Genomic DNA, 20,245 nt, shown 5'->3' with positions numbered 1-20,245 from the left:
TGTTTAATAAGGCAAAATGCTTGCCCTTTATTATTTTATAATCGTTTATCTGTTTTTAATGCTTGAATATATAAAAAATTGCTGCCAAATATAAACTTATGTTTCTTATAGTAGCAATAGCTTTTTGTATTCTGGCAATATACTTTTAAATTTTTGCACTACATGCTCTAGGCTTTCTTCAGAATGGCCACCTGCAGCATTTCTATGACCTCCGCCATCAAAATATTTTTTACAAATTTCATTTGCTGGAAAATCTCCGGTAGAACGTAAAGATAGCTTTACCCTATCTGATCTTTCTACAATAAATGCCGCTAATTTTATTCCGTTTATTGATAAAGCATAATTAACTATCCCTTCAGTTTCGCCTGTTTGAATATCAAACTTAGCAATATCACTTTTAGAAACACTAATTAAAGCTGTATTGTATTCTCTAAAAACTTCTAATTTATTACTTAGGCAATATCCTAAGAATTTTAAACGCCCTTCTGTAGCATTATCATATACTTGCTGGTGAATTCTCCAGTTTTCTGCTCCTGCATCAATTAAATCTGCAACTATGCGGTGTAAGCCGGATGTTACGGTAGGAAATCTAAATGAGCCAGAATCTGTCATGATACCAGTATATAAACATGTAGCTACATCCTTATTGATGTATTGTTTCTCCTCTAACTCATTTACAATAAAGTCATAAACTAACTGAGCGGTAGCGCAAGCACCAATATTCCAATAACGATAATCATCAAAACCTTCTGGCTCTAAATGATGATCTATCATGATTTTAATTGCTGATGATTTTCTTACTTCATCTCCTAATTCATTAATACGCGATAAAGCATTAAAATCAAGACAAAAAATAAGCTCGGCATCGGCAACTAATTTCTTACTTTCCTCTTGCTTTTCTGTAAAAATGATAACTTCTGGATTATTAGGCAGCCATTGTAAAAAGTAAGGATAATCCGTAGGGGAAACAACTTTAACAAAGTGTCCTTTTTGGATTAGATAGTTATACAAACCTAATGAAGAACCCATGGCATCTCCGTCTGGTTTATGGTGAGTAGTAATTACAATTCGTCGGGGCTCAGCAAGCAGCGCTTTAATAGCGGTTATATCAATCATCCAAAAATCTAATAATTGCGAAGTTACATAATTACCAACAAATTAAAGAGCTATAGCTTTTACATTAAGATTTTAAACGTATTTTTGCGGTCAAATTCAAAAACAAATATGGCTACTAACAGAACTTTTACAATGATTAAGCCCGATGCCGTTGCAAACGGACATATTGGTGCTATTTTGAATGATATTACATCTGCCGGATTTAAAATTATTGCCATGAAATATACCCGTTTAAGTGAAGAGCTTGCTGGTAAATTTTATGAAATCCATAAAGAGCGTCCTTTTTACAAAGATTTAGTTGATTTTATGTCTTCTGGACCTATTGTAGCTGCTATTCTTGAAAAAGATAATGCTGTAGAAGATTTCAGAAAATTAATTGGCGCTACAGACCCAACTAAAGCAGAGCCAGGAACTATCCGTAACAAATACGCAAAATCTATAGATGCAAACGCAGTACACGGATCTGATTCTGATGATAACGCTTTAATCGAAGGTAATTTCTTCTTTAATGCTTCAGAGAGATTTTAATCTAACAAAACAATTTAAAGAGCTTTGGGTATCATCCTAAAGCTCTTTTTTTATGAACTTACTTTTTTAGAGCTTTAGAATTAAACAGGTTATATCTTAAAGAAAAAGCTTGTTGACTATCAATTACACCATCTACAAAATGTAAAGAACAAATAAATTTACCTTGGATATTCTTAAACATAATAGGTGTAAAACCAATATCTAAACGGTCATAAACATCAGAGGTATAAAACTTATCCCCATTAATTAAGCAATGACCTTGACCTGCGTAAAAAGTATTTTGTATATCAAACTTTTTGTAAGCTAAATATACATTACTGATAAAACCTTTTGGTATTTCTATACCTGTTAAACCTCTGGTTCTTTCTATAGAAGCCATGGCTCCTGCTGAAATTGTTAAAGAATCAAGAAATAGAGGTTTGCCTAGATCTAAACCCAATTGTACCAAAACAGCCCCATTGTCTTGTAAATATTGATTTGCAGGTGGCATTTTAGAAAAAGCATTATGGAACATATAAGCATAATGAGAAATAAAAAATTTACCCGGCTGGTATTTTCCAGAAAAACCAAAAAGAAAAGCCTCTCTGTTTTGGTTAGTTTGCTTACTTGTCCAATCTATCCAGATATTTTGTTTAAACTTCGCAGTTTCATATTTCACCAACATCCCTTCTATATTGGGTCTGAAATAATTTAAGGTATCGTTCAAAAGAATACGCGGATAATCATCTAATAAATTCACCCTTGGGAAAGCCCCTAAATAAAAATCCCAAGCTTTTTTTTGGTATTGATAGTAGATAACAGGATTTACTTTTTCTATAAATTGAGAAGAACCAAATTCGTGTAATAGATTTACCCCAATTCTTAAACGATGTGTACTATCTAGTAGAGCACCAATTTCTGGAGAGAAACGAGCACCAAATATGGTTTGAGATAATCGCCCTGATTTTGCATATTCTCTATTATCTGCAAAACCGTGGAAATTAAAATTGGTTTCTAATTGCTGTGCAAAGCCACTTAAAGAACTTAAGATTAGAACAGAAACGATTAAATACTTTTTGATGCTCATAAATTTGCTCACTAAAAAAGAAAACCTCTGGAATTTTCTCCAGAGGTTTCTTTAGTTTATTGAAAAGGCTTAAACACCTAATAATAATCTTGCTGGGTCTTCTAAAAGTTGCTTAACTCTTACTAAGAAACCTACAGACTCACGTCCATCAATAATACGATGGTCATAAGACAAAGCTACGTACATAATTGGTCTGATAACTACTTGTCCGTTTTCTGCAACTGGTCTCTCAACAATATTATGCATACCTAATATAGCTGATTGTGGCGCATTAATAATAGGGGTAGATAACATAGAACCAAAAATACCACCATTAGTAATAGTGAAATTACCACCTGTCATTTCCTCAATAGTCAGTTTGTTTTCTCTTGCTTTTGTAGCCAAGCTGATAACTTCTTTCTCTATCTGAGCTAAAGACATTTTATCTGCATTTCTAATAATAGGTACAACTAAACCTTTAGGTGCAGAAACCGCTATAGAGATATCAGCAAAATCACTATAAACAATTTCATCGCCATCTATCTTAGCACCTACCGCAGGGAAATCTTTTAATGCTTCTGTAACAGCTTTAGTAAAGAATGACATAAAGCCTAAACCTACGCCATGTTTTTCTTTAAACTGATCTTTATATTTTTTTCTAAGCTCCATTACTGGCGCCATATTAACTTCATTAAAAGTAGTTAACATAGCCGTTTCATTTTTAACAGAAACTAAACGCTTAGCAATAGTTTTTCTTAGCGAACTCATTTTTTCACGACGTTCTACTCTATCGCCAGATGTTGTTGTACTTGGCTGACTAGTAGCTGCTGCTTTTGCCGGAGCGCTTGCTGGCTTAGCAGCTTGAGCGTTATTAGCATCCTCTTTCGTGATTCTGCCACCAACACCAGTTCCGCTTACTGCGCTAGGGCTGATACCTTTTTCTGCTAAAATTTTGGCTGCTGCCGGAGAAGGTGTTTTATCTGCATAAGAAGCGCCTTCAGCTTTTGCTGAACTTGCTGCCGGTGCTGCTGCAGGTGTAGAAGAAACAGTTTTTGCAGAAACACCCGCTGAACCGCTAATTGAAGCTACTAAAGCCCCAATCTCTAATACATCGCCTTCTTTAGCTATAGTTTTTAAAACACCTGCACTTTCTGCTGGTAACTCAAATGTTGCTTTATCAGATTCTAATTCTGCAATTACCTCATCCATAGCCACTTCATCACCATCTGCTTTTAACCATTTGGTTAAAGTAACTTCTGCAATTGACTCTCCAACTGCTGGAACTTTTACTTCTACAACACCACCACCTGTGGAAGCTGGTGCTGCTGCAGGAGCCGCTTCTTCTTTAGCAACTTCAACAGAAGCCTCTTCTTTAGCCGGAGCAGAATCTGAACCTTCTATTTTACATACTAAAGCGCCAATTTCTAAGGTATCGCCTTCCTTTGCAATAGTTTTTAACACTCCTGCACCCTCTGCAGTAAGCTCAAATGTAGCTTTATCTGATTCTAGTTCTGCAATAACTTCATCCATTTCTACATGATCTCCATCAGATTTGATCCATCTGGAAAGGATCACTTCAGTTATAGACTCGCCTACTGCAGGCACTTTAATTTCTAAGCTCATAAATACGCTATTATATATTTGATATATGATTAATCTACTTTAGCAGTTTTAGCGGTCGACGCTTTTTTTACTACTTCTTTAACTTGCTCTGTGTTTTTTATCTCGAAAGCCTTGGCTACAATAGCCGCTTGCTCTGCTAAATGTAATTTAGCGAAACCTGTTGCAGGGCTACTGCTAGGTTTTCTAGAAATTACATCAAAATCAAATTTAGATTTTCTAAACACTCTGCTGATGAATGGCCAAGCACCCATATTTTCTGGCTCTTCTTGTACCCAGATAAACTCAGCATTGCTATATTTCTCTCTGATTTTATCTAACTGCGCAAAAGGAGTAGGATACATTTGCTCTAATCTTACGATAGCAATATCCTTTCTATTTAATTTTTCTTTCTCCTCTTGTAAATCGTAATAAATTTTACCAGTGCAAATTAAAACACGTTTTACATCTTTAGCTTTCGCTGATGCATCATCAATTACTTCTTGGAATTTATTATTGGTAAAATCTTCTAAAGGAGAAACGCATTTTGGATATCTTAACAAACTCTTAGGTGAAAATACCACCAAAGGCTTGCGAATTTCTCTTTTTAATTGACGACGTAATACATGGAAAAATTGAGCTGGTGTTGTACAGTTTACAACGCTCATGTTATACTCTGCACAAAGCTCTAAGAAACGCTCTACCCTTGCAGAAGAGTGCTCTGGACCTTGCCCCTCATAACCATGTGGCAATAACATTACCAAACCATTAGCTCTTTGCCATTTGGTTTCTGCTGATGATATGTACTGGTCTACAACAATCTGAGCTCCGTTAAAGAAATCTCCAAACTGAGCTTCCCAAATGGTTAAAGCGTAAGGGTTTGCCATAGCATAACCATACTCAAAACCTAATACACCATATTCTGATAGGTGTGAGTTGTAAATTTCAAAAGGAGCTTGTTTTTCTGAAACATGCGTTAATGGAGTATATTCTTCTTCAGAATCTTCTACTTTAACCACGGCATGACGGTGAGAGAATGTACCTCTTTCAACATCTTGACCGCTAATTCTTACCCTATTACCTTCGTTAACTAAAGTACCGTAAGCCATTAACTCTCCCATTGCCCAATCAAAAACATGGGTTTCTTCAACCATTTTCTTACGCTCTTTAAATAAACGGTCTACCTTAGATAAAAATTTCTTATCGGTTGGTAAATCGGTAATTTTAGAAGCTATTTTCAAGAAAGTATCTTTATCTACGCTAGTGTCAGGAGATGACACAAAATCTTCTTCTTTAGAGAACCTTACTTCTGTCCATGCGCCAGAAAAAACAGGGTTAATTGGTGCACCTTCATCTTCTTTTGACTCATTTAACCTTTCTTGTAAAAGATCTCTGAACTCTTTATCCATTTGTTTAGCCAAATTGGCATCAACAGCCCCAGCAGCTTTAAGTTTTTCAACATAAATTTCTCTTGGGTTTGGATGCTTTTCTATCGTTTTATAAAGAAGCGGCTGAGTGAATCTTGGCTCATCAGACTCGTTATGTCCATATCTTCTGTAGCATAGGATATCTATGAATACATCATTATGGAAACGCTGACGATATTCCATCGCCATATTGATAGCATAAACTACCGCTTCAGGATCATCTCCATTTACATGGAATACTGGAGATAAAGTAACTTTTGCAATATCTGTACAATAAGTTGATGAACGGGCATCTTTAAAGTTAGTAGTAAAACCTACTTGATTGTTGATAACTAAGTGGATAGTACCGCCTGTTTTGTAAGCATCTAACTTTGCCATTTGTAATACCTCATAAACCAAACCTTGACCGGCTATTGAGGCATCACCATGAATCAAAATTGGAGCAATTTTTTTATAATCGCTACCATATTTCATATCCATTTTAGATCTTGATAAACCTTCTACAATTGCACCTACGGTTTCTAAGTGAGAAGGGTTAGGACAAAGACTTAAATGAACTTTATTATTGTTAGAGGTTTCTACATCGGTAGAAAAACCCATGTGGTATTTAACATCACCACCAAAAGGTAAATCTTTATTGTATTTGCCATCAAACTCAGAGAAAATGTCTTTGTAAGTTTTACCCATAATATTGGCTAAAACATTTAAACGACCACGGTGAGCCATACCAATAACAAATTCTTGGATACCTAAATCGGCACCTTTTTCTATAACAGAGTCTAAAGCTGGTATTAAAGATTCTGCACCTTCTAAAGAAAAACGTTTCTGACCTAAAAACTTAGTCCCTAAGAAACTCTCAAAAACCACAGCTTGATTAAGTTTTTGTAGAATTCTCTTTTTCTTCTCTGTATCAAAGTTAGGTAAGTTACGACAAGACTCCATACGCTCCTCAAACCATTTAAATTTGATAGGATTACGCATGTATCTGTACTCTACACCTATAGATTGGCAATAAGTATCTTCTAATAATTGATAAATGTCTCTTAGTTTTGCAGGACCTAAACCAACTTCTACACCCGCATTAAATACGGTATCTAAATCAGCATCGGTAAAACCAAAAGTTTCTATACCCTTTCCAGGATAATATTTTCTTCTTTCTCTTACTGGATTTGTTTTGGTAAATAAATGGCCTCTTGTACGATAGCCATTAATCATGTTTAAAACATTAATTTCTTTTAATACATGATCTGGAGTTGAATTTACAGATACGTTTTCGGTGCTGCTACCGTCTGCAGCCTGCTGACCAAAATCAAATCCTTCGAAAAATTTTTGCCAGCCAAAATCTACTGATTGAGGATCTTCTTTATATGATTGATAAAGGGAATCTATGTAGGCTGAATCTGCGTTACTTAGGTATGAAAAACTATCCATTAAAAACTAATTCTTTATAAGGGGCAAAAGTAAAAAATAGGTTTGTAAACCACTAATTTAAAGGCTTAAATATTCAAATAATTATTTGAAATTAAGAAGCTATACTCATATTTAACTTTTCTATGATACTTGCAAACTCTGCAATATTTTTTACGATAATGATTTTCTGAGATTTGTTTGTTTCTTGGTTGGTGATTAAACTGCCTGTGAGGATAAGAGGTATTTCACCTATAGCAGCTTTTATTTTAGTGATAGCATCATCAACATCCGTATCGGTATTTAGAACGGTTAATACTGACAGCACAAAATCGGGCTCATAATAGTTAACAACCTCTGTTAGACTATCATAAGGAAGGTTTTGTCCTAAATATAAAACGTGGTGACCATTACTTCTTAACATGTATTGTGCAAATAATAGCCCTACTTGATGGTGCTCATTTGGAGGCAAAAAAAGCAAATACCTTTTACCTTGCTTGTTTATTTTTTTGTTAAACTGAGTAGTGCAATAGATAATTTTTTGCTCTATTTTGTGGGTAGCAAAATGTTCATGTGCAGGATTAATAGTTCCTACCTGCCACATAAAACCAACTTTTCTTAAAAAAGGGAAAACGATTTCGGAAACTGCTGCTTCCATCCCCATTTCTCTAATACAGGCGCCTAAAATCTCATCAAACTCATCATCATCCATTTTTAACATGGCATTAGAAAGCATTTGAACCTGAATGTTGGTGTTGTAATGATTTTCTTTAAGAGAAGCAACCAGTTGATTAATTTCTTCACTATTCATTTTAGAAATCTTACTGATTTTATACCCGTTCTCATTTAATGTGGCAATGTTTAAGAACATGCACAAATCCTGATCATCGTAATAACGGATATTCGTTTCGGTACGTTTTGGAGTAAAGAAATTATAACGCTGTTCCCATACTCTTATTGTATGGGCTTTTATACCAGTTAAGTTCTCAATATCACTAATAGAAAATCTTTTCACCTTACCTGTTTTATAGCTACTTCTGCTTTAGAGTTAATGCAGTAACAAGCTTATGTTAAATTTGTTTAAACAAATACAAATTTACAAGCTGTTTAGATTTTCCAAATATTTTTTTGCTTGTTCTGTAATTTTTTCTTTTTCATCAGGCTCAATTTTTTCTAAAAGCTTATACATCATAGAAACTCGCTGATTGCTTCTAAGCTTATCTTCATGCGCTATATAAAAGTTCCAATACAAACTATTAAACGGACAAGCTTTGTTCCCATGTCTTTTAGCTTTATCGTAAAAACAGCCCTTGCAATAATTGCTCATTTTATCAATATAATTGGCTGATGATACATAGGGCTTACTTCCAACAATTCCTCCATCTGCAAATTGGCTCATCCCTCTGGTATTGGTAATTTGCACCCATTCTACAGCATCCGTGTAAACACCTAAAAACCAATTATCTACCTCACTAGGATGTATACCTGCTAACAATGTAAAATTGCCAATAACCATTAAGCGTTGTATATGGTGTGCGTAAGCATGCTCTAAAGAGTTTGATATGCAATGCTTTAAGCAGTTCATTTTTACTTTTCCATCCCAAAACCATGTTGGTAAAGAAGTACTGTAATTAAAGAAATTTTTCTCTTTAAAGTCGGGCATTTCTGCCCAATAGATTCCACGCATATACTCTCGCCAGCCTATAACCTGCCTTGTAAAACCTTCTACCTGAGCTATGGTAATGCTATTTTGATGTAACTCCCAATATTTAACAACTTGCTGTACAACCTCATAAGGGCTAATAACTTTTAAATTCAGTATAAAAGATAATCTGGAATGAAAAAGTGTTACATGCTCTTTTAACATAGCATCTTCGTAAGTACCAAAAGCAGGCAAAAGCTCTTGGCAAAAGTAGTCTAGTAAGGCAAAAGCTTCTTGCCTTCCAACGGGGTAATTATATTCCTTTTTATTGATTCCTCCGAAATAAGGTATTTGCAATTTATCTAGCAAAGCAACCAATTCGGTTACATCTCTTTTAAATAGAAGAGCATCTTTTAAAGGAGCTTTACCATCATATTTTTTCCGATTCTCGGCATCAAAGTTCCATTGACCACCAATTGGGTTTTGTTTATCATCTACTAATATTTGATGTTTTTTTCGCATATAGCGATAAAAATTCTCCATCAAATACTGTTTCTTACCTCTAAAGAAGTCTTTTACCTCATTTCTTGAAGTTAAGAAATGATAGGTATCGTAAACTTTACTTTCTTTAAATTCTTTTTGGATTTCTTTTAAAACTTCATCAAGTCTTACTTCATCAGGTAACTGATACTCGAACTTTTTAATGCTAAGTTTTTGCTTCAGCCAAAGTAGGTTTTCTTTAAAATCTTGTTGGTTTTCTGCGCTGTCAAGGTAAAAGTAAATTACATGATGCCCTTGCTGTTTAAGGCTTAAGGCAAAATGCCTCATATTGAGAAAGAAACCAATAATCTTTTGGATGTGATGCTTCACATACAATTGCTCTGGTATGATTTCCATCATCACATACGTAACATCTTTTTGCTTATCAGCAAACCATGGATGTTGTGTATTAAGTTGATCTCCTAAAATTAACCTTAAGGTTTTAGACATGTAACTAATACAATTTACAATTGTATTAGTTTGTTAAATTCTTTAGTAATTTTCGTGTACAGTTTCTACACCACGCTCAGATAGTTCTGGAAGCCATAATTTAACATACTCCCCTTTAGGGTCATATTCTTTGGCTTGTTTAGGGATATTAAAATATCTGTCTTCTCGGGGGTCGTTTCCTACACCAGCAACGTAAGCCCAATTACCCCAATTGCTTGAAGGAGAGTAATCAATGAGTTTTTCCTCAAAATAAGCTGCCCCTAAGGTCCAGTTTACTTTTAAATCTTTAACCAAATAAGAAGCAACATTTTGACGGCCTCTGTTACTCATGAACCCTGTTAGGTTAAGTTCTCTCATATTAGCATCCACAAAAGGTACTCCAGTTTTACCAGCCTTCCATTTCTCAAACAATTCTTCTTGATTAGACGCTAAGTCCTGAGATTTACCCTTTACACCTTCTTGTATAAAGTATTGGGTTCCATGTTTTTTGAACATAAAACGGAAGTAATCTCTCCAAATCAATTCGAAAATCAACCAATAAGTAGAGTCGTTTGCTCCACGCTCTTTCTCATATTTCTTTACTTCCCAATAAACTTCTCTTGGTGATACACATCCTGCAGAAAGCCATGGAGATAGTTTAGAACTATAATCGGCACCAATTAAACCATTTCTGGTGATTTTATATTGCTTTAGAAAATCTGTTTCCCACAAATAATAGTTCAATCTTTTTAAGCCTTCAGTTTCACCACCTATAAAATTTATAGCCCTACGTTGGTCTGGCTGAAACTCTTCAAAACCTAAATCTTGAAGTGATGGGATTTCTGTTTGTTCTAAATTGTTTGGAACTATAATTTTTTCTGGCGTAGCAAATACCGAGCGTATTTGGCCTTCCTTCTCTGCTTTTTTCCTAAACTTGGTGAATACATCAGGAATATCTTTTATAGGGAAAGGTAAATCTTCTTTATGATATAAGGTATGCCCAATAAAATGCTTTAAGTTAATTTGGCTTTTCCAAAGCGCATCTTCAACCAAAGAAGAAATTTTGGTTTCTTCTGATGCTACCTCTCTATGATGATAAACCTCATCAACTTGATATTTTTTAACTATTTCTGGGATTATTTGCTCTGGAATACCCGTATAAACCAATAATTCTCCGCCTAGTTTTTGTAAAGAGAGTCTTAAATCAGTAACACTTTCTATAGTGAATTGTGCTCTAAATACCCCAGTTTTTTGAGTTTGATAAACCGTTTGTGTATAATAACGAGTATCAAAAATGTAAACAGGAACAATTTTAGTACCTTTTAATGTAGCTTCAAGTAGTATTTCATTATCATGAATACGTAGATCGTTCCTGAACCATACTAATATCGTTTTACCACTCATGTCAAGGTTTATATTTAAAATGCCTGCAATTTGGTTATTATTTCATATTTCGGCAACGTTCTGAACAATATTTTACTTCTTCCCAACATTTTTCCCACTTTTTACGCCAAGAGAAAGGCCTATTACAAACTACACAAAGCTTAGCAGGTAAATGGGCTTTGCTAACAATTTTACCGCTTTTGTTCTTCATGAGGAAATAAACAATAGACTGCTTAAGATGTTTAATCACTGATGAAACAAAATTTTAAAAATTTAAGTCAAGCCGATATAGATAGAATTATAGAAATGGCTTGGGAAGACCGTACTCCTTTTGAAGCCATAGAATATCAATTTAAATTAAAAGAGCAAGATGTTATCCGTTTGATGAGAAGAGAACTTAAACCATCAAGCTGGAGGCTTTGGAGAGAAAGAGCCCATCAAGTTTCTATCAAACATCAAAAGAAAAGAGAGCAGGGTGTAAACCGCTTTAAATGTTCATTACAACGTCAAATTACATTAAATAAAATCTCTAAGCGATAATCTATCGTACATTTGTTTAAGAAATATCTATAAAAGTTAAACAAAACAACATCCTTGATGTTAGACTAACAATGAAACAGAAAATAGCCGTTTACAGAAAAGAACATTTTAATGCCGCACACAGACTTCATAATCCGCTTTGGAGCGATGAAGAAAATAAAAAAGTTTTTGGAAAGTGTAATAATCCCAGTTTCCACGGACATAACTATGAACTTATTGTAAAGGTAATTGGTTACCCAGATGAACAAACAGGTTATTTGGTAGATATGAAAATTTTATCCGACATCATCCAAGACCATGTTGTAGAAAAATTTGACCATAAGAACCTCAATTTAGATGTAGAAGAATTTAAAGATTTGAATCCTACTGCAGAAAATATTGCCATGGTTATATGGAATATATTAAGAGCACAGTTAGATACTGCGCTAGATCTTTATGTTACACTTTTTGAAACTGAAAGAAACTATGTTGAGTACCCAGCTTAAACCCCTAAAAGAAGATGTACTAAGCCAATTTGACGCCTTAGGCGATGAACATATTGGAACCTCTTATGATACACCATTAAGAGAAGACGCTTTTGATTTAGATGATGATATCAAAATAGAACAGATAGCACACCACTTCAAACATATCATGGATATTTTAGGTCTTGATTTAACAGATGATAGCCTAAGAGGTACTCCGCAAAGAGTCGCCAAAATGTATGTAAAAGAAATTTTCAAAGGTTTAAACCCGGCTAATAAACCAGATATGAAGCTGTTTGATAACAAATATCAATACAATCAAATGCTGGTTGAAAAGAATATTACTTTATACAGTAATTGCGAGCACCATTTTGTTCCAATTATCGGAAAAGCACATGTAGCTTACATAAGTAATGGTAAAGTAATTGGTTTATCAAAACTAAACCGTATTGTACAATATTATGCACAAAGACCACAAGTACAAGAGCGCTTAACTATGCAAATTGCTAATGAGTTAAAGCAAGCTTTAGGTACAGAGGATGTAGCTGTTGTAATTGACGCTACCCACTTATGCGTATCATCAAGAGGGATTAAAGATGTGCAAAGTTCTACTGTAACTGCAGAGTATGGTGGCAAATTCTTAGATATTGACACCCGTAATGAATTTTTAAAACATATAGGATAATATGAATTATTTAGTAATTGGTGGTAGTACAGGTATAGGTTTGGAATTAGTAAAAAAACTAATTGCTGATGGGCATGATGTTACCGCTGTTTCTAGACATAGGGGCGAATTACCTTTAGAAGCAACATTTGTTGAACTAGATATTTTAGGTGATGTTACTGTTTTAAAAAACCATTTACCTGAGACCATCCATGGTTTAGCTTATTGCCCTGGAACTATAAATCTAAAGCCATTTGCCCGACTTACAGCAGATGATTTTAGAAAAGATTACGAAGTAAATGTTATTGGTGTTGTAAAAGTTATACAGCAAGTATTACCACAGCTTAAAGCATCCAAACAAGCTAGTATTTTGCTATTTAGCACTGTAGCTGCTAAAGCCGGGATGGGTTTTCATGCATCTATAGCAGCGGCCAAAAGTGCAATAGAAGGCTTAACTGTTTCACTAGCGGCAGAATTTGCGGCTTCCAAAATAAGAGTAAATGCTTTAGCGCCTTCTTTAACGGATACGCCTTTGGCTGCCGGCTTATTAGCTACACCAGAAAGAAGAGAAGCATCTGAAAAAAGACACCCTTTAGGAAGAATCGGAACAGCAGAAGAACTGGCAGAAGCTGCCAATTTCTTATTATCAGAAAAAAGTTCTTGGATAACTGGGCAGGTTATAGGTATTGATGGCGGAATGTCTACTTTAAAATCATTTTAAAATGAAACATCTTACCCTAGAGCAAATTACAGAACTCCCAAGCAGATACCGCACTACTTTTATGAACAGTATATCGGGGTTTAAGAGCTTACAAATGGTTGCAACAATAAACAAAACAAATGGCGCAACCAATATTGCTTTGTTTAACTCTATTTTTCATATTGGTGCTAACCCACCTTACATTGGCATGGTGGTAAGGCCAGATGGACCAGAGCATGAAACCTTAAAAAACATCAGCGAAAGCAGCTACTACACCCTTAACAACGTTAAGGAAGAGTTTTATAAAGCCGCACATCAGACCAGCGCTAGGTATAAAGCTGGTGAATCTGAATTTGCTGCTTGTGGTTTTCAGGAAGAGTATTTAGAAGGTTTTGATGCTCCTTTTGTTAAGGAATCATCGGTTAAATTGGGTTTAAAATTAAAAGAAATCATCCCTGTTGCATTAAATGGTACGCGTATAGTTATTGGCGAAGTGCAGCATATTTTAGTTGATGAAAATTTAATTTCAGCAGATGGTTATATAAACCTAGCAGCAACAAATACGGTAACTGTAGCTGGTTTAGATGCTTACCACAGCACCCAACTATTAGCCAGATTAAGCTATGCACAACCAGAAAAACATCCAGAAGAAATAAACGTTTAAGAAGTAATTAATCTTGAAGATGATGGAAAATAAAGTCTCAGAAAAAAAGCCAAAAGCAATGGGTACTAAAGAAAAAATTCAGAATGCATATATAGAACATTTATTAACTGAGGGCAAGCAACCTGCATCGGTTTTTATTTTTGCGAAGAAGAATAAAATGGCCGAAGAAGAGTTTTATAAGTTTTATGCTTCTTTTAGTGCTATAGAAGCTGATATCTGGAACGATTTATTTTCTAAAACCATCGCCGAGATTAAAAGTCAGGAAGTTTGGGAGCAATACTCGGCCAGAGAAAAAGCGTTATCTTTCTTCTATAGCTTTTTTGAGCTTTTAAAAAGCAAAAGAAGTTATGCCCTACATAGCGTTAGAAACTTTAAAAAAGGAATTAAAACTCCTACAGCATTAAGCTCTGCCAAAGAAACTTTTACCGAGTTTAGTACCCAAATTATACAAGATGGTTTAGAAAGCGGCGAACTTTCAGAAAGAAAGTTTATTAGCGATAAATATGTGGATGCGCTTTGGCTACAAGTAGCCTTCTTACTAAATTTTTGGATTAAAGATCAATCTGCCGGATTTGAAAAAACCGATGAAGCTATAGAAAAAGGCATTAACGTAACTTTTGATTTATTCCAGCGCTCTCCTATTGATAATTTATTTGAATACGGGAAGTTTTTAGCACAACATGCAGGTATTAAAATGGCTTTTTAAGTTAGTTAAATCACCAAAAAACAACTGGTATTAAATACGATATAACAGATAAAGATGAAAGAGCAAAACAGTATTCCATCCAGTAAAGTAGCCCGTTCTGCAAAGTTTGTTGGTACAGGTATAAAAATAGGTGGTAATTATATCAAGCATTATTCTAAAAAACTTTTTAATCCGGATTTAAGTAGAGATGAATTAAATGAGGATAATGCCAGCGACATCTACAACTCTTTAAGTCAGCTTAAAGGCAGTGCTTTAAAAGTGGCACAAATGCTTAGTATGGATAAAAACATCCTACCAAAGGCTTATGTAGACAAGTTTTCTTTATCGCAATACAATGCACCACCACTAAGCGGACCATTAATTGTACAATCTTTCAGAAAACATTTTGGTAAAACGCCAGAAAAAATCTATGATACTTTCAATTTAAAATCAACCAATGCAGCTTCTATTGGGCAAGTTCATCAAGCAACTTTAAACGGGAAAAAATTAGCGGTAAAAATCCAATATCCGGGTGTTGGTAGCTCCATTTCATCAGACCTTAAATTGGTAAAACCTTTTGCGTTTAGATTGTTAGGCATGAGCGAAAAGGAGCTTGATGTTTATATGAAAGAGGTAGAAGAGCGTTTGATAGAAGAAACAGATTATGAATTGGAAGTAAAACGCTCTTTAGAATTTTCTAAAGCTTGTGCTGATATTCCTAATTTAGTTTTCCCTACCTATTATCCAGAACTATCAGGCCCAAGAATTATTACGATGGATTGGATAGAAGGCTTGCATCTAAAAGAGTTTTTACAAACCAACCCTAGTCAAGAATTAAGGAACCAAATTGGGCAAGCACTTTGGGATTTTTACAATTTCCAACAGCATGAATTAAGAGCGGTACATGCTGACCCACATCCGGGTAATTTCTTAATTACCCCAGAAGGCAAACTGGGTATTATTGATTTTGGATGTATTAAAGAATTACCAGATGATTTTTATTATCCGTTCTTCTCTACTACATCAACAGCATTATTAAACAACAAAGAAGAAACCATTAAAGCTTTTAGGCTTTTAGAGATGATTTTACCAAAAGATAATGCACAACAAATTGAGTTCTATTATCAGAACTACAAAGAGATGATTACTCTTTTTGCAGAACCTTATATGACAGGCGAATTTGATTTTGGGCAAACCGATTTCTTTGATGCACTATATACTTTCGGCGAGAAAATAGCTAAAATGCCAGAGTTTAAGCAAGCCCGTGGTGTGAAGCATTTTATTTATGTTAACCGCACCAATTTTGGCTTGTACAATATTTTACACGAGCTAAAAGCAAACATCAGAACAGATACTTATAAGCCACATATACAATTGGTTTATTAATAAGAAAAGCTCTAGTAAAATCTAGAGCTTTTTTTTTAATGCCCTCCAACCTCAACTATCTTAAAAAAATTTTATCCCCATTTATGGAATTGGTATAATTATTACATCTTAGAGAAAAACAATATCAATTACATGATTATCCAAACAAGAAAGAATATGAAAAAGCTAGTTTTAACCTTTGTAGCCTTAGTTTTTGTAGCACAGGCTTTTGCTCAAGCAGATTTAAGAAAAAAAATAGAAGTAAATGGAAGCGCCGAAATGGAAATCACTCCAGATGAAATTTATGTAGGCATTTCTTTAAAAGAGTATATGAAAGATGCTAAAAGAAAAGTAAGCATCAGTACTTTAGAAAAGCAATTACAAGCAGCCGTTTTAAAAGCGGGTATTCCATCAGAAGATTTCATGATTAACAACATGAGCAGCTATACCAATTACTGGGAAAAGAAAAAAGACCCAGCTTTTTTAGCCAGCAAACAGTATCGTTTAAAAGTAAAAGACCTCTCTAATTTAGATGCTATTATTGCCGCTGTTGATGCACAAGGAATTGCCTACACCAACATAGAAAGCTACTCGCACTCTAAAATAGAGGCTTATAAAAACGAGCTTAAGGTTAAAGCCTTAAAAAATGCTAAAGAGAAAGCTACTGCATTGGTAGAAAGTATTGGCGAGAAATTAGGCGGTGTACTTTTAATACAAGACCATAATAGTGATTTTACACCGCAACCTATGCTTTATAAAACCATGGCAGTAAGAGCAGAAATGGCTGATGCAGGTGCTATGCCTGATATAGATTTTAAGAAAATAAAATTGAATTATACCATTAACGCTGCTTTTGAGATTAAATAAGCATCATCATTAAAACTTACCAAGCCCATTCTTGATTTAGAATGGGCTTTTTTATTTTCAAGAGCCACTAAATATTGATAAATTACCAACAGAAAGAGCATCATGATATGAATATTATTGAAGAGCGGAATGATGTACCTTCTAAAAAGAAGATACTTTATGCTGTTAATCCAACTTTAAAACAATACCTAATTAAATATGATAGGGAAATAAAACTCCCTGTTTTATATGCTGATATGCTGCGTTTTAATCTTTCTACGCCGTTGTTAGATAAAAACAACCAAGATACTTTGTGGCAAACGGTTTATTATGATGAATCTGAGATGAAAGAGCTTTATCCGGGCTTGAAATATATTTATGCTTTGCTACATACATCGGGGCGTATGGAGGTGATGGACCATCTTTCTGTTTCCAGAATAGATTACTGCACTTTTGGTAATTCTAAACCGTTTAGGGTAAGAATCATCAATAGGTTAAACGATAACTATGACCATTTTTACGTTAAAATTGCCGATGCAAGTAGGGTTTATGGCTTAGAATTAGAGCATATTTTATCTCCAAACAGAATAAATTATTTAACAGATGATAATACCTTAATAGAGGAGCATATACCCGGTTTACCCGGAGATGTATTTTTAAATAGTTACCTTAATGATACCAGCTTTAACCAAACACGTATCAGTAAGGAATTTGTAAAATTTAACGAACGTTGCTTTGTAAGGCTTTTAGGCGATATGCGCTCTTATAATTTCGTGGTAGATATTACGCCAGATATCGAGGGAAACCAATACCGCATTAGGGCTATAGATTTTGATCAACAATCCTACGAAGGCCGACTTAAATTATACTTACCACATTATTTTAAAGAGAACAATAACATAGTTTTTATGGGGATGGAGCATATGAACGAGAAATCTATGCTGCAATACCAACAAGAAGAACGCAGCTTAATTAGTCACCGGGTAAAACTGGCTCATTACAGGCTAAAAGAAATATTTAGCGTAATGGTTCAAGATGATATCGCTCCAGAAGAAAAAGTAATAGCTTTAAGAGAAGAGTTGGCAAAATACCATAAAATGCCAAAATTTAAGAAGATGACTACCATGGGCATGTTGGTGAAAGAACATTTACACGCCTGCTTGTTTTTAAAATAATTTATATGAATTCGGCAGATCTTATTAAAAACTACCTAAAAAAAATATTCCATTTACAAGACACCACAGACCAAGAAGGTACAGTAAATAACATCAATGAAAATATAGATTTAAAAGGCTATAACATTTGGATTTTAATATGTTCTGCCGTTTTGGCTTCTATTGGTTTAGATGTTAATTCTGCTGCGGTAATTATTGGTGCCATGCTTATCTCGCCCCTAATGTCGCCCATATTAGGTGTAGGTTTATCTTTTGGTATTAATGATAAAGAAATGCTTACCCGCTCTTTACGTAATTTGGGTATGGCTACCTTCATAAGCTTAACTACTGCTTATATATACTTTACCATAACCCCTTTAGGAGATGCTACAGCAGAGATTCTAGCTCGTACACAACCTACTTTATTAGACGTAATGGTAGCATTTTTTGGTGGTATTGCAGGTATTGTATCTGGTTCAAGAAAAGAGAAAACCAATGCTATCCCTGGTGTTGCTATTGCTACAGCCTTAATGCCCCCACTCTGTTCGGCAGGTTTCGGACTTGCAACCGGACAGTTGATGATTTTTGCCGGGGCTTTTTACCTTTTCATCATTAACGCCATATTCATCAGTTTATCAACTTATTTGGTTATTAAGTTTTTGCAGTTTCCACTAAGACAATATATGGATGTAAAAACCCGTAAAAGAGTTAGTAGAATTATGTCTTTTGCCTTACTTTTTGTAGTGATACCAAGTGGCTATTTCTTATGGGAAGTATATCTTAAAAATAAAATGAACAGACAGGTTCAAAACATCATTATCAATAAAATTAGTAATGATGAAACAGAGGTATTAAAATGGAATATAGAAAATAGAGACTCTTTAAAATACGTACAGGTTGTTATTGCTGGCAAACCAGTTTCTGAAAAAGAAATAGCCAGTTATGATAGTTTATTAAAAGCCAGTGGTTTTGATGATTTAAGAATAAAGCTTTCTAGAGTAAATGTTTCTAAAGAAGAAATTGCAGATATGAGCCGCGAGGTAGCAGCCAGTATGCTAAATGCTATCAATTTAAAAGCGGCTACTCCTATTAACAATAAAGATAATGTTTACGCAACATCTGATATCTCTAAAGAACTTGCAGTTTTATACCCAGAAGCTAGTCAGATTAGTATAGGTGAAATGGTTAATTTAAAACAAAGTGGTAATTCAAATGATACGCTAACTCATGTAATCATCAATTGGAAGAAAAAAACTTCTTTAAGCAATCAGGGAGCAAAAAAACTTTACGCTTTTTTAAAATTGCGACTAAATAAAGACACTTTAATTATTCTTAACAGGTAAACAAGGTACATAAATTGCTTATTGAACTAAAACAACAGCATGAACCAACAGCCATTCAAGAACGATAAATTAAGATGGGTAGAACGCATCTCAAAATTAATGGACGAACAGTTTAGCATAAAAGGTTATCGTTTTGGTTTAGACCCTATTCTAAATTTCATCCCCTATCTTGGAGATATAGCAGGTTTTAGTGTTTCATTAGCCCTTATTGCTACCATGCTGAAAAATGGAGCCAGCAAAAAAGTGGCTCTTAAAATGTTTGGTAATGTTTTGATAGATACCATTTTAGGCGCTATCCCGGTTTTAGGTTTTTTCTTTGATTTCGGCTTTAAAGCCAACAGCAGGAATATTAAATTATTAAGAGAACATTATACAGAAGGTAAACATACTGGCAGTATAACAGGTATCATCATCGGTTTTTTACTTATTGCTGTAGTGGTGTTAGGCTTAATTGCTATTGCTCTGTACTATTTGTTTGCTTATTTGTATACGCTGATTCAAAATTGGTTGTAGCATAGAAGTAGAAAAGTACAGAGTATAAAGTAGAAAGACCTGAAAAATCGGATATTTAAGACCTCTCTTTTACATTTAAACAAAACTTTCTTAAGCAGGAAGGACGGATTTTTCTTTCTTTTCATCAAAGAAAAGAAAGAAGCCACTACCGGGCTAGAACTTATGTATCAAAGACTAATTTTAAAACATTT

The 20,245-nt window shown here is 34.5% G+C and carries 20 protein-coding genes; 12 read left to right on the top strand and 8 right to left on the bottom strand.

Features of this window, described 5'->3' with window-relative positions; all coding sequences use genetic code 11:
• Positions 1–105: 105 nt before the first annotated feature.
• A complete protein-coding gene (locus GJJ64_RS11705; RefSeq protein ID WP_154287971.1) occupies positions 106–1,116 on the bottom strand; it encodes a DHH family phosphoesterase in 1,011 nt (336 codons plus the stop codon).
• 108 nt (positions 1,117–1,224) lie between these two features.
• Between GJJ64_RS11705 and GJJ64_RS11700 the strand changes: the two genes are divergently transcribed.
• Entirely contained in the window at positions 1,225–1,644 is a 420-nt protein-coding gene (locus GJJ64_RS11700) for a nucleoside-diphosphate kinase (protein ID WP_026904117.1), read from the top strand.
• Positions 1,645–1,702: 58 nt separating this feature from the next.
• On the opposite strand, the gene GJJ64_RS11695 is transcribed toward GJJ64_RS11700, so the two are convergent.
• From GJJ64_RS11695 to GJJ64_RS11665, 7 genes are all read right to left on the bottom strand, one after another.
• Positions 1,703–2,710 carry a hypothetical protein gene (locus GJJ64_RS11695; RefSeq protein WP_154287970.1) on the bottom strand — a complete coding sequence of 336 codons (1,008 nt, stop codon included), beginning with the start codon at positions 2,708–2,710 and terminating at the stop codon, positions 1,703–1,705.
• 69 nt (positions 2,711–2,779) lie between these two features.
• Positions 2,780–4,312, bottom strand: a complete 1,533-nt coding sequence (gene odhB, locus GJJ64_RS11690; RefSeq protein ID WP_154287969.1) for a 2-oxoglutarate dehydrogenase complex dihydrolipoyllysine-residue succinyltransferase — start codon at positions 4,310–4,312, stop codon at positions 2,780–2,782.
• A 29-nt stretch (positions 4,313–4,341) separates the two neighbouring features.
• Positions 4,342–7,146 (bottom strand): 2-oxoglutarate dehydrogenase E1 component, encoded by a 2,805-nt coding sequence (locus GJJ64_RS11685; RefSeq protein WP_154287968.1) that lies wholly within the window; start codon positions 7,144–7,146, stop codon positions 4,342–4,344.
• A 91-nt stretch (positions 7,147–7,237) separates the two neighbouring features.
• Entirely contained in the window at positions 7,238–8,137 is a 900-nt protein-coding gene (locus GJJ64_RS11680; protein WP_154287967.1) for a MerR family transcriptional regulator, read from the bottom strand.
• Positions 8,138–8,218: 81 nt separating this feature from the next.
• The gene (locus GJJ64_RS11675) at positions 8,219–9,754 is read right to left on the bottom strand and encodes a cryptochrome/photolyase family protein (RefSeq protein ID WP_154287966.1); all 1,536 of its coding nucleotides are present in this window, start codon (positions 9,752–9,754) and stop codon (positions 8,219–8,221) included.
• A gap of 42 nt (positions 9,755–9,796) precedes the next feature.
• A complete protein-coding gene (locus GJJ64_RS11670; protein WP_154287965.1) occupies positions 9,797–11,137 on the bottom strand; it encodes a DASH family cryptochrome in 1,341 nt (446 codons plus the stop codon).
• Between the two features lie 37 nt (positions 11,138–11,174).
• A complete protein-coding gene (locus tag GJJ64_RS11665) occupies positions 11,175–11,327 on the bottom strand; it encodes a DUF2256 domain-containing protein (protein ID WP_154287964.1) in 153 nt (50 codons plus the stop codon).
• 41 nt (positions 11,328–11,368) lie between these two features.
• Here GJJ64_RS11665 and GJJ64_RS11660 point away from each other — a divergent pair, with 41 nt between their 5' ends.
• The 11 genes from GJJ64_RS11660 to GJJ64_RS11605 all read left to right on the top strand — a co-directional run bounded on the left by GJJ64_RS11660 (position 11,369) and on the right by GJJ64_RS11605 (position 20,054).
• The gene (locus GJJ64_RS11660) at positions 11,369–11,656 is read left to right on the top strand and encodes a TIGR03643 family protein (RefSeq protein ID WP_154287963.1); all 288 of its coding nucleotides are present in this window, start codon (positions 11,369–11,371) and stop codon (positions 11,654–11,656) included.
• Between the two features lie 71 nt (positions 11,657–11,727).
• Complete coding sequence (locus GJJ64_RS11655) at positions 11,728–12,141, top strand: 6-pyruvoyl trahydropterin synthase family protein (protein ID WP_154287962.1); 414 nt, start codon at positions 11,728–11,730, stop codon at positions 12,139–12,141.
• Positions 12,104–12,805, top strand: a complete 702-nt coding sequence (folE, locus tag GJJ64_RS11650) for a GTP cyclohydrolase I FolE (RefSeq protein WP_229655532.1) — start codon at positions 12,104–12,106, stop codon at positions 12,803–12,805. The genes GJJ64_RS11655 and folE overlap by 38 nt, the downstream gene beginning before the upstream one ends.
• Before the next feature lies 1 nt (position 12,806).
• Positions 12,807–13,505, top strand: coding sequence for an SDR family NAD(P)-dependent oxidoreductase (locus GJJ64_RS11645; protein ID WP_154287960.1), 699 nt, complete (start codon positions 12,807–12,809; stop codon positions 13,503–13,505).
• A 1-nt stretch (position 13,506) separates the two neighbouring features.
• Positions 13,507–14,148, top strand: a complete 642-nt coding sequence (locus tag GJJ64_RS11640; RefSeq protein WP_154287959.1) for a flavin reductase family protein — start codon at positions 13,507–13,509, stop codon at positions 14,146–14,148.
• Positions 14,149–14,170: 22 nt separating this feature from the next.
• Positions 14,171–14,854 carry a TetR family transcriptional regulator C-terminal domain-containing protein gene (locus tag GJJ64_RS11635; RefSeq protein WP_317162931.1) on the top strand — a complete coding sequence of 228 codons (684 nt, stop codon included), beginning with the start codon at positions 14,171–14,173 and terminating at the stop codon, positions 14,852–14,854.
• A 54-nt stretch (positions 14,855–14,908) separates the two neighbouring features.
• Positions 14,909–16,219: an ABC1 kinase family protein gene (locus GJJ64_RS11630; RefSeq protein ID WP_154287958.1), complete on the top strand. Its 1,311-nt coding sequence runs from the start codon at positions 14,909–14,911 to the stop codon at positions 16,217–16,219.
• Between the two features lie 156 nt (positions 16,220–16,375).
• Positions 16,376–17,065, top strand: coding sequence for an SIMPL domain-containing protein (locus tag GJJ64_RS11625; RefSeq protein WP_154287957.1), 690 nt, complete (start codon positions 16,376–16,378; stop codon positions 17,063–17,065).
• A gap of 107 nt (positions 17,066–17,172) precedes the next feature.
• Positions 17,173–18,219, top strand: a complete 1,047-nt coding sequence (locus GJJ64_RS11615; protein WP_154287955.1) for a hypothetical protein — start codon at positions 17,173–17,175, stop codon at positions 18,217–18,219.
• Positions 18,220–18,224: 5 nt separating this feature from the next.
• A complete protein-coding gene (locus GJJ64_RS11610) occupies positions 18,225–19,541 on the top strand; it encodes a TIGR00341 family protein (RefSeq protein WP_154287954.1) in 1,317 nt (438 codons plus the stop codon).
• Between the two features lie 39 nt (positions 19,542–19,580).
• Positions 19,581–20,054 carry a DUF4112 domain-containing protein gene (locus GJJ64_RS11605; protein WP_154287953.1) on the top strand — a complete coding sequence of 158 codons (474 nt, stop codon included), beginning with the start codon at positions 19,581–19,583 and terminating at the stop codon, positions 20,052–20,054.
• Positions 20,055–20,245: the final 191 nt, after the last annotated feature.

Source organism: Pedobacter puniceum (genome assembly GCF_009674685.1).
Lineage (GTDB): Bacteria > Bacteroidota > Bacteroidia > Sphingobacteriales > Sphingobacteriaceae > Pseudopedobacter > Pseudopedobacter puniceum.
Note: the sequence above shows the minus strand (reverse complement) of the source record. Positions and strands in the feature narration are given on the sequence as shown.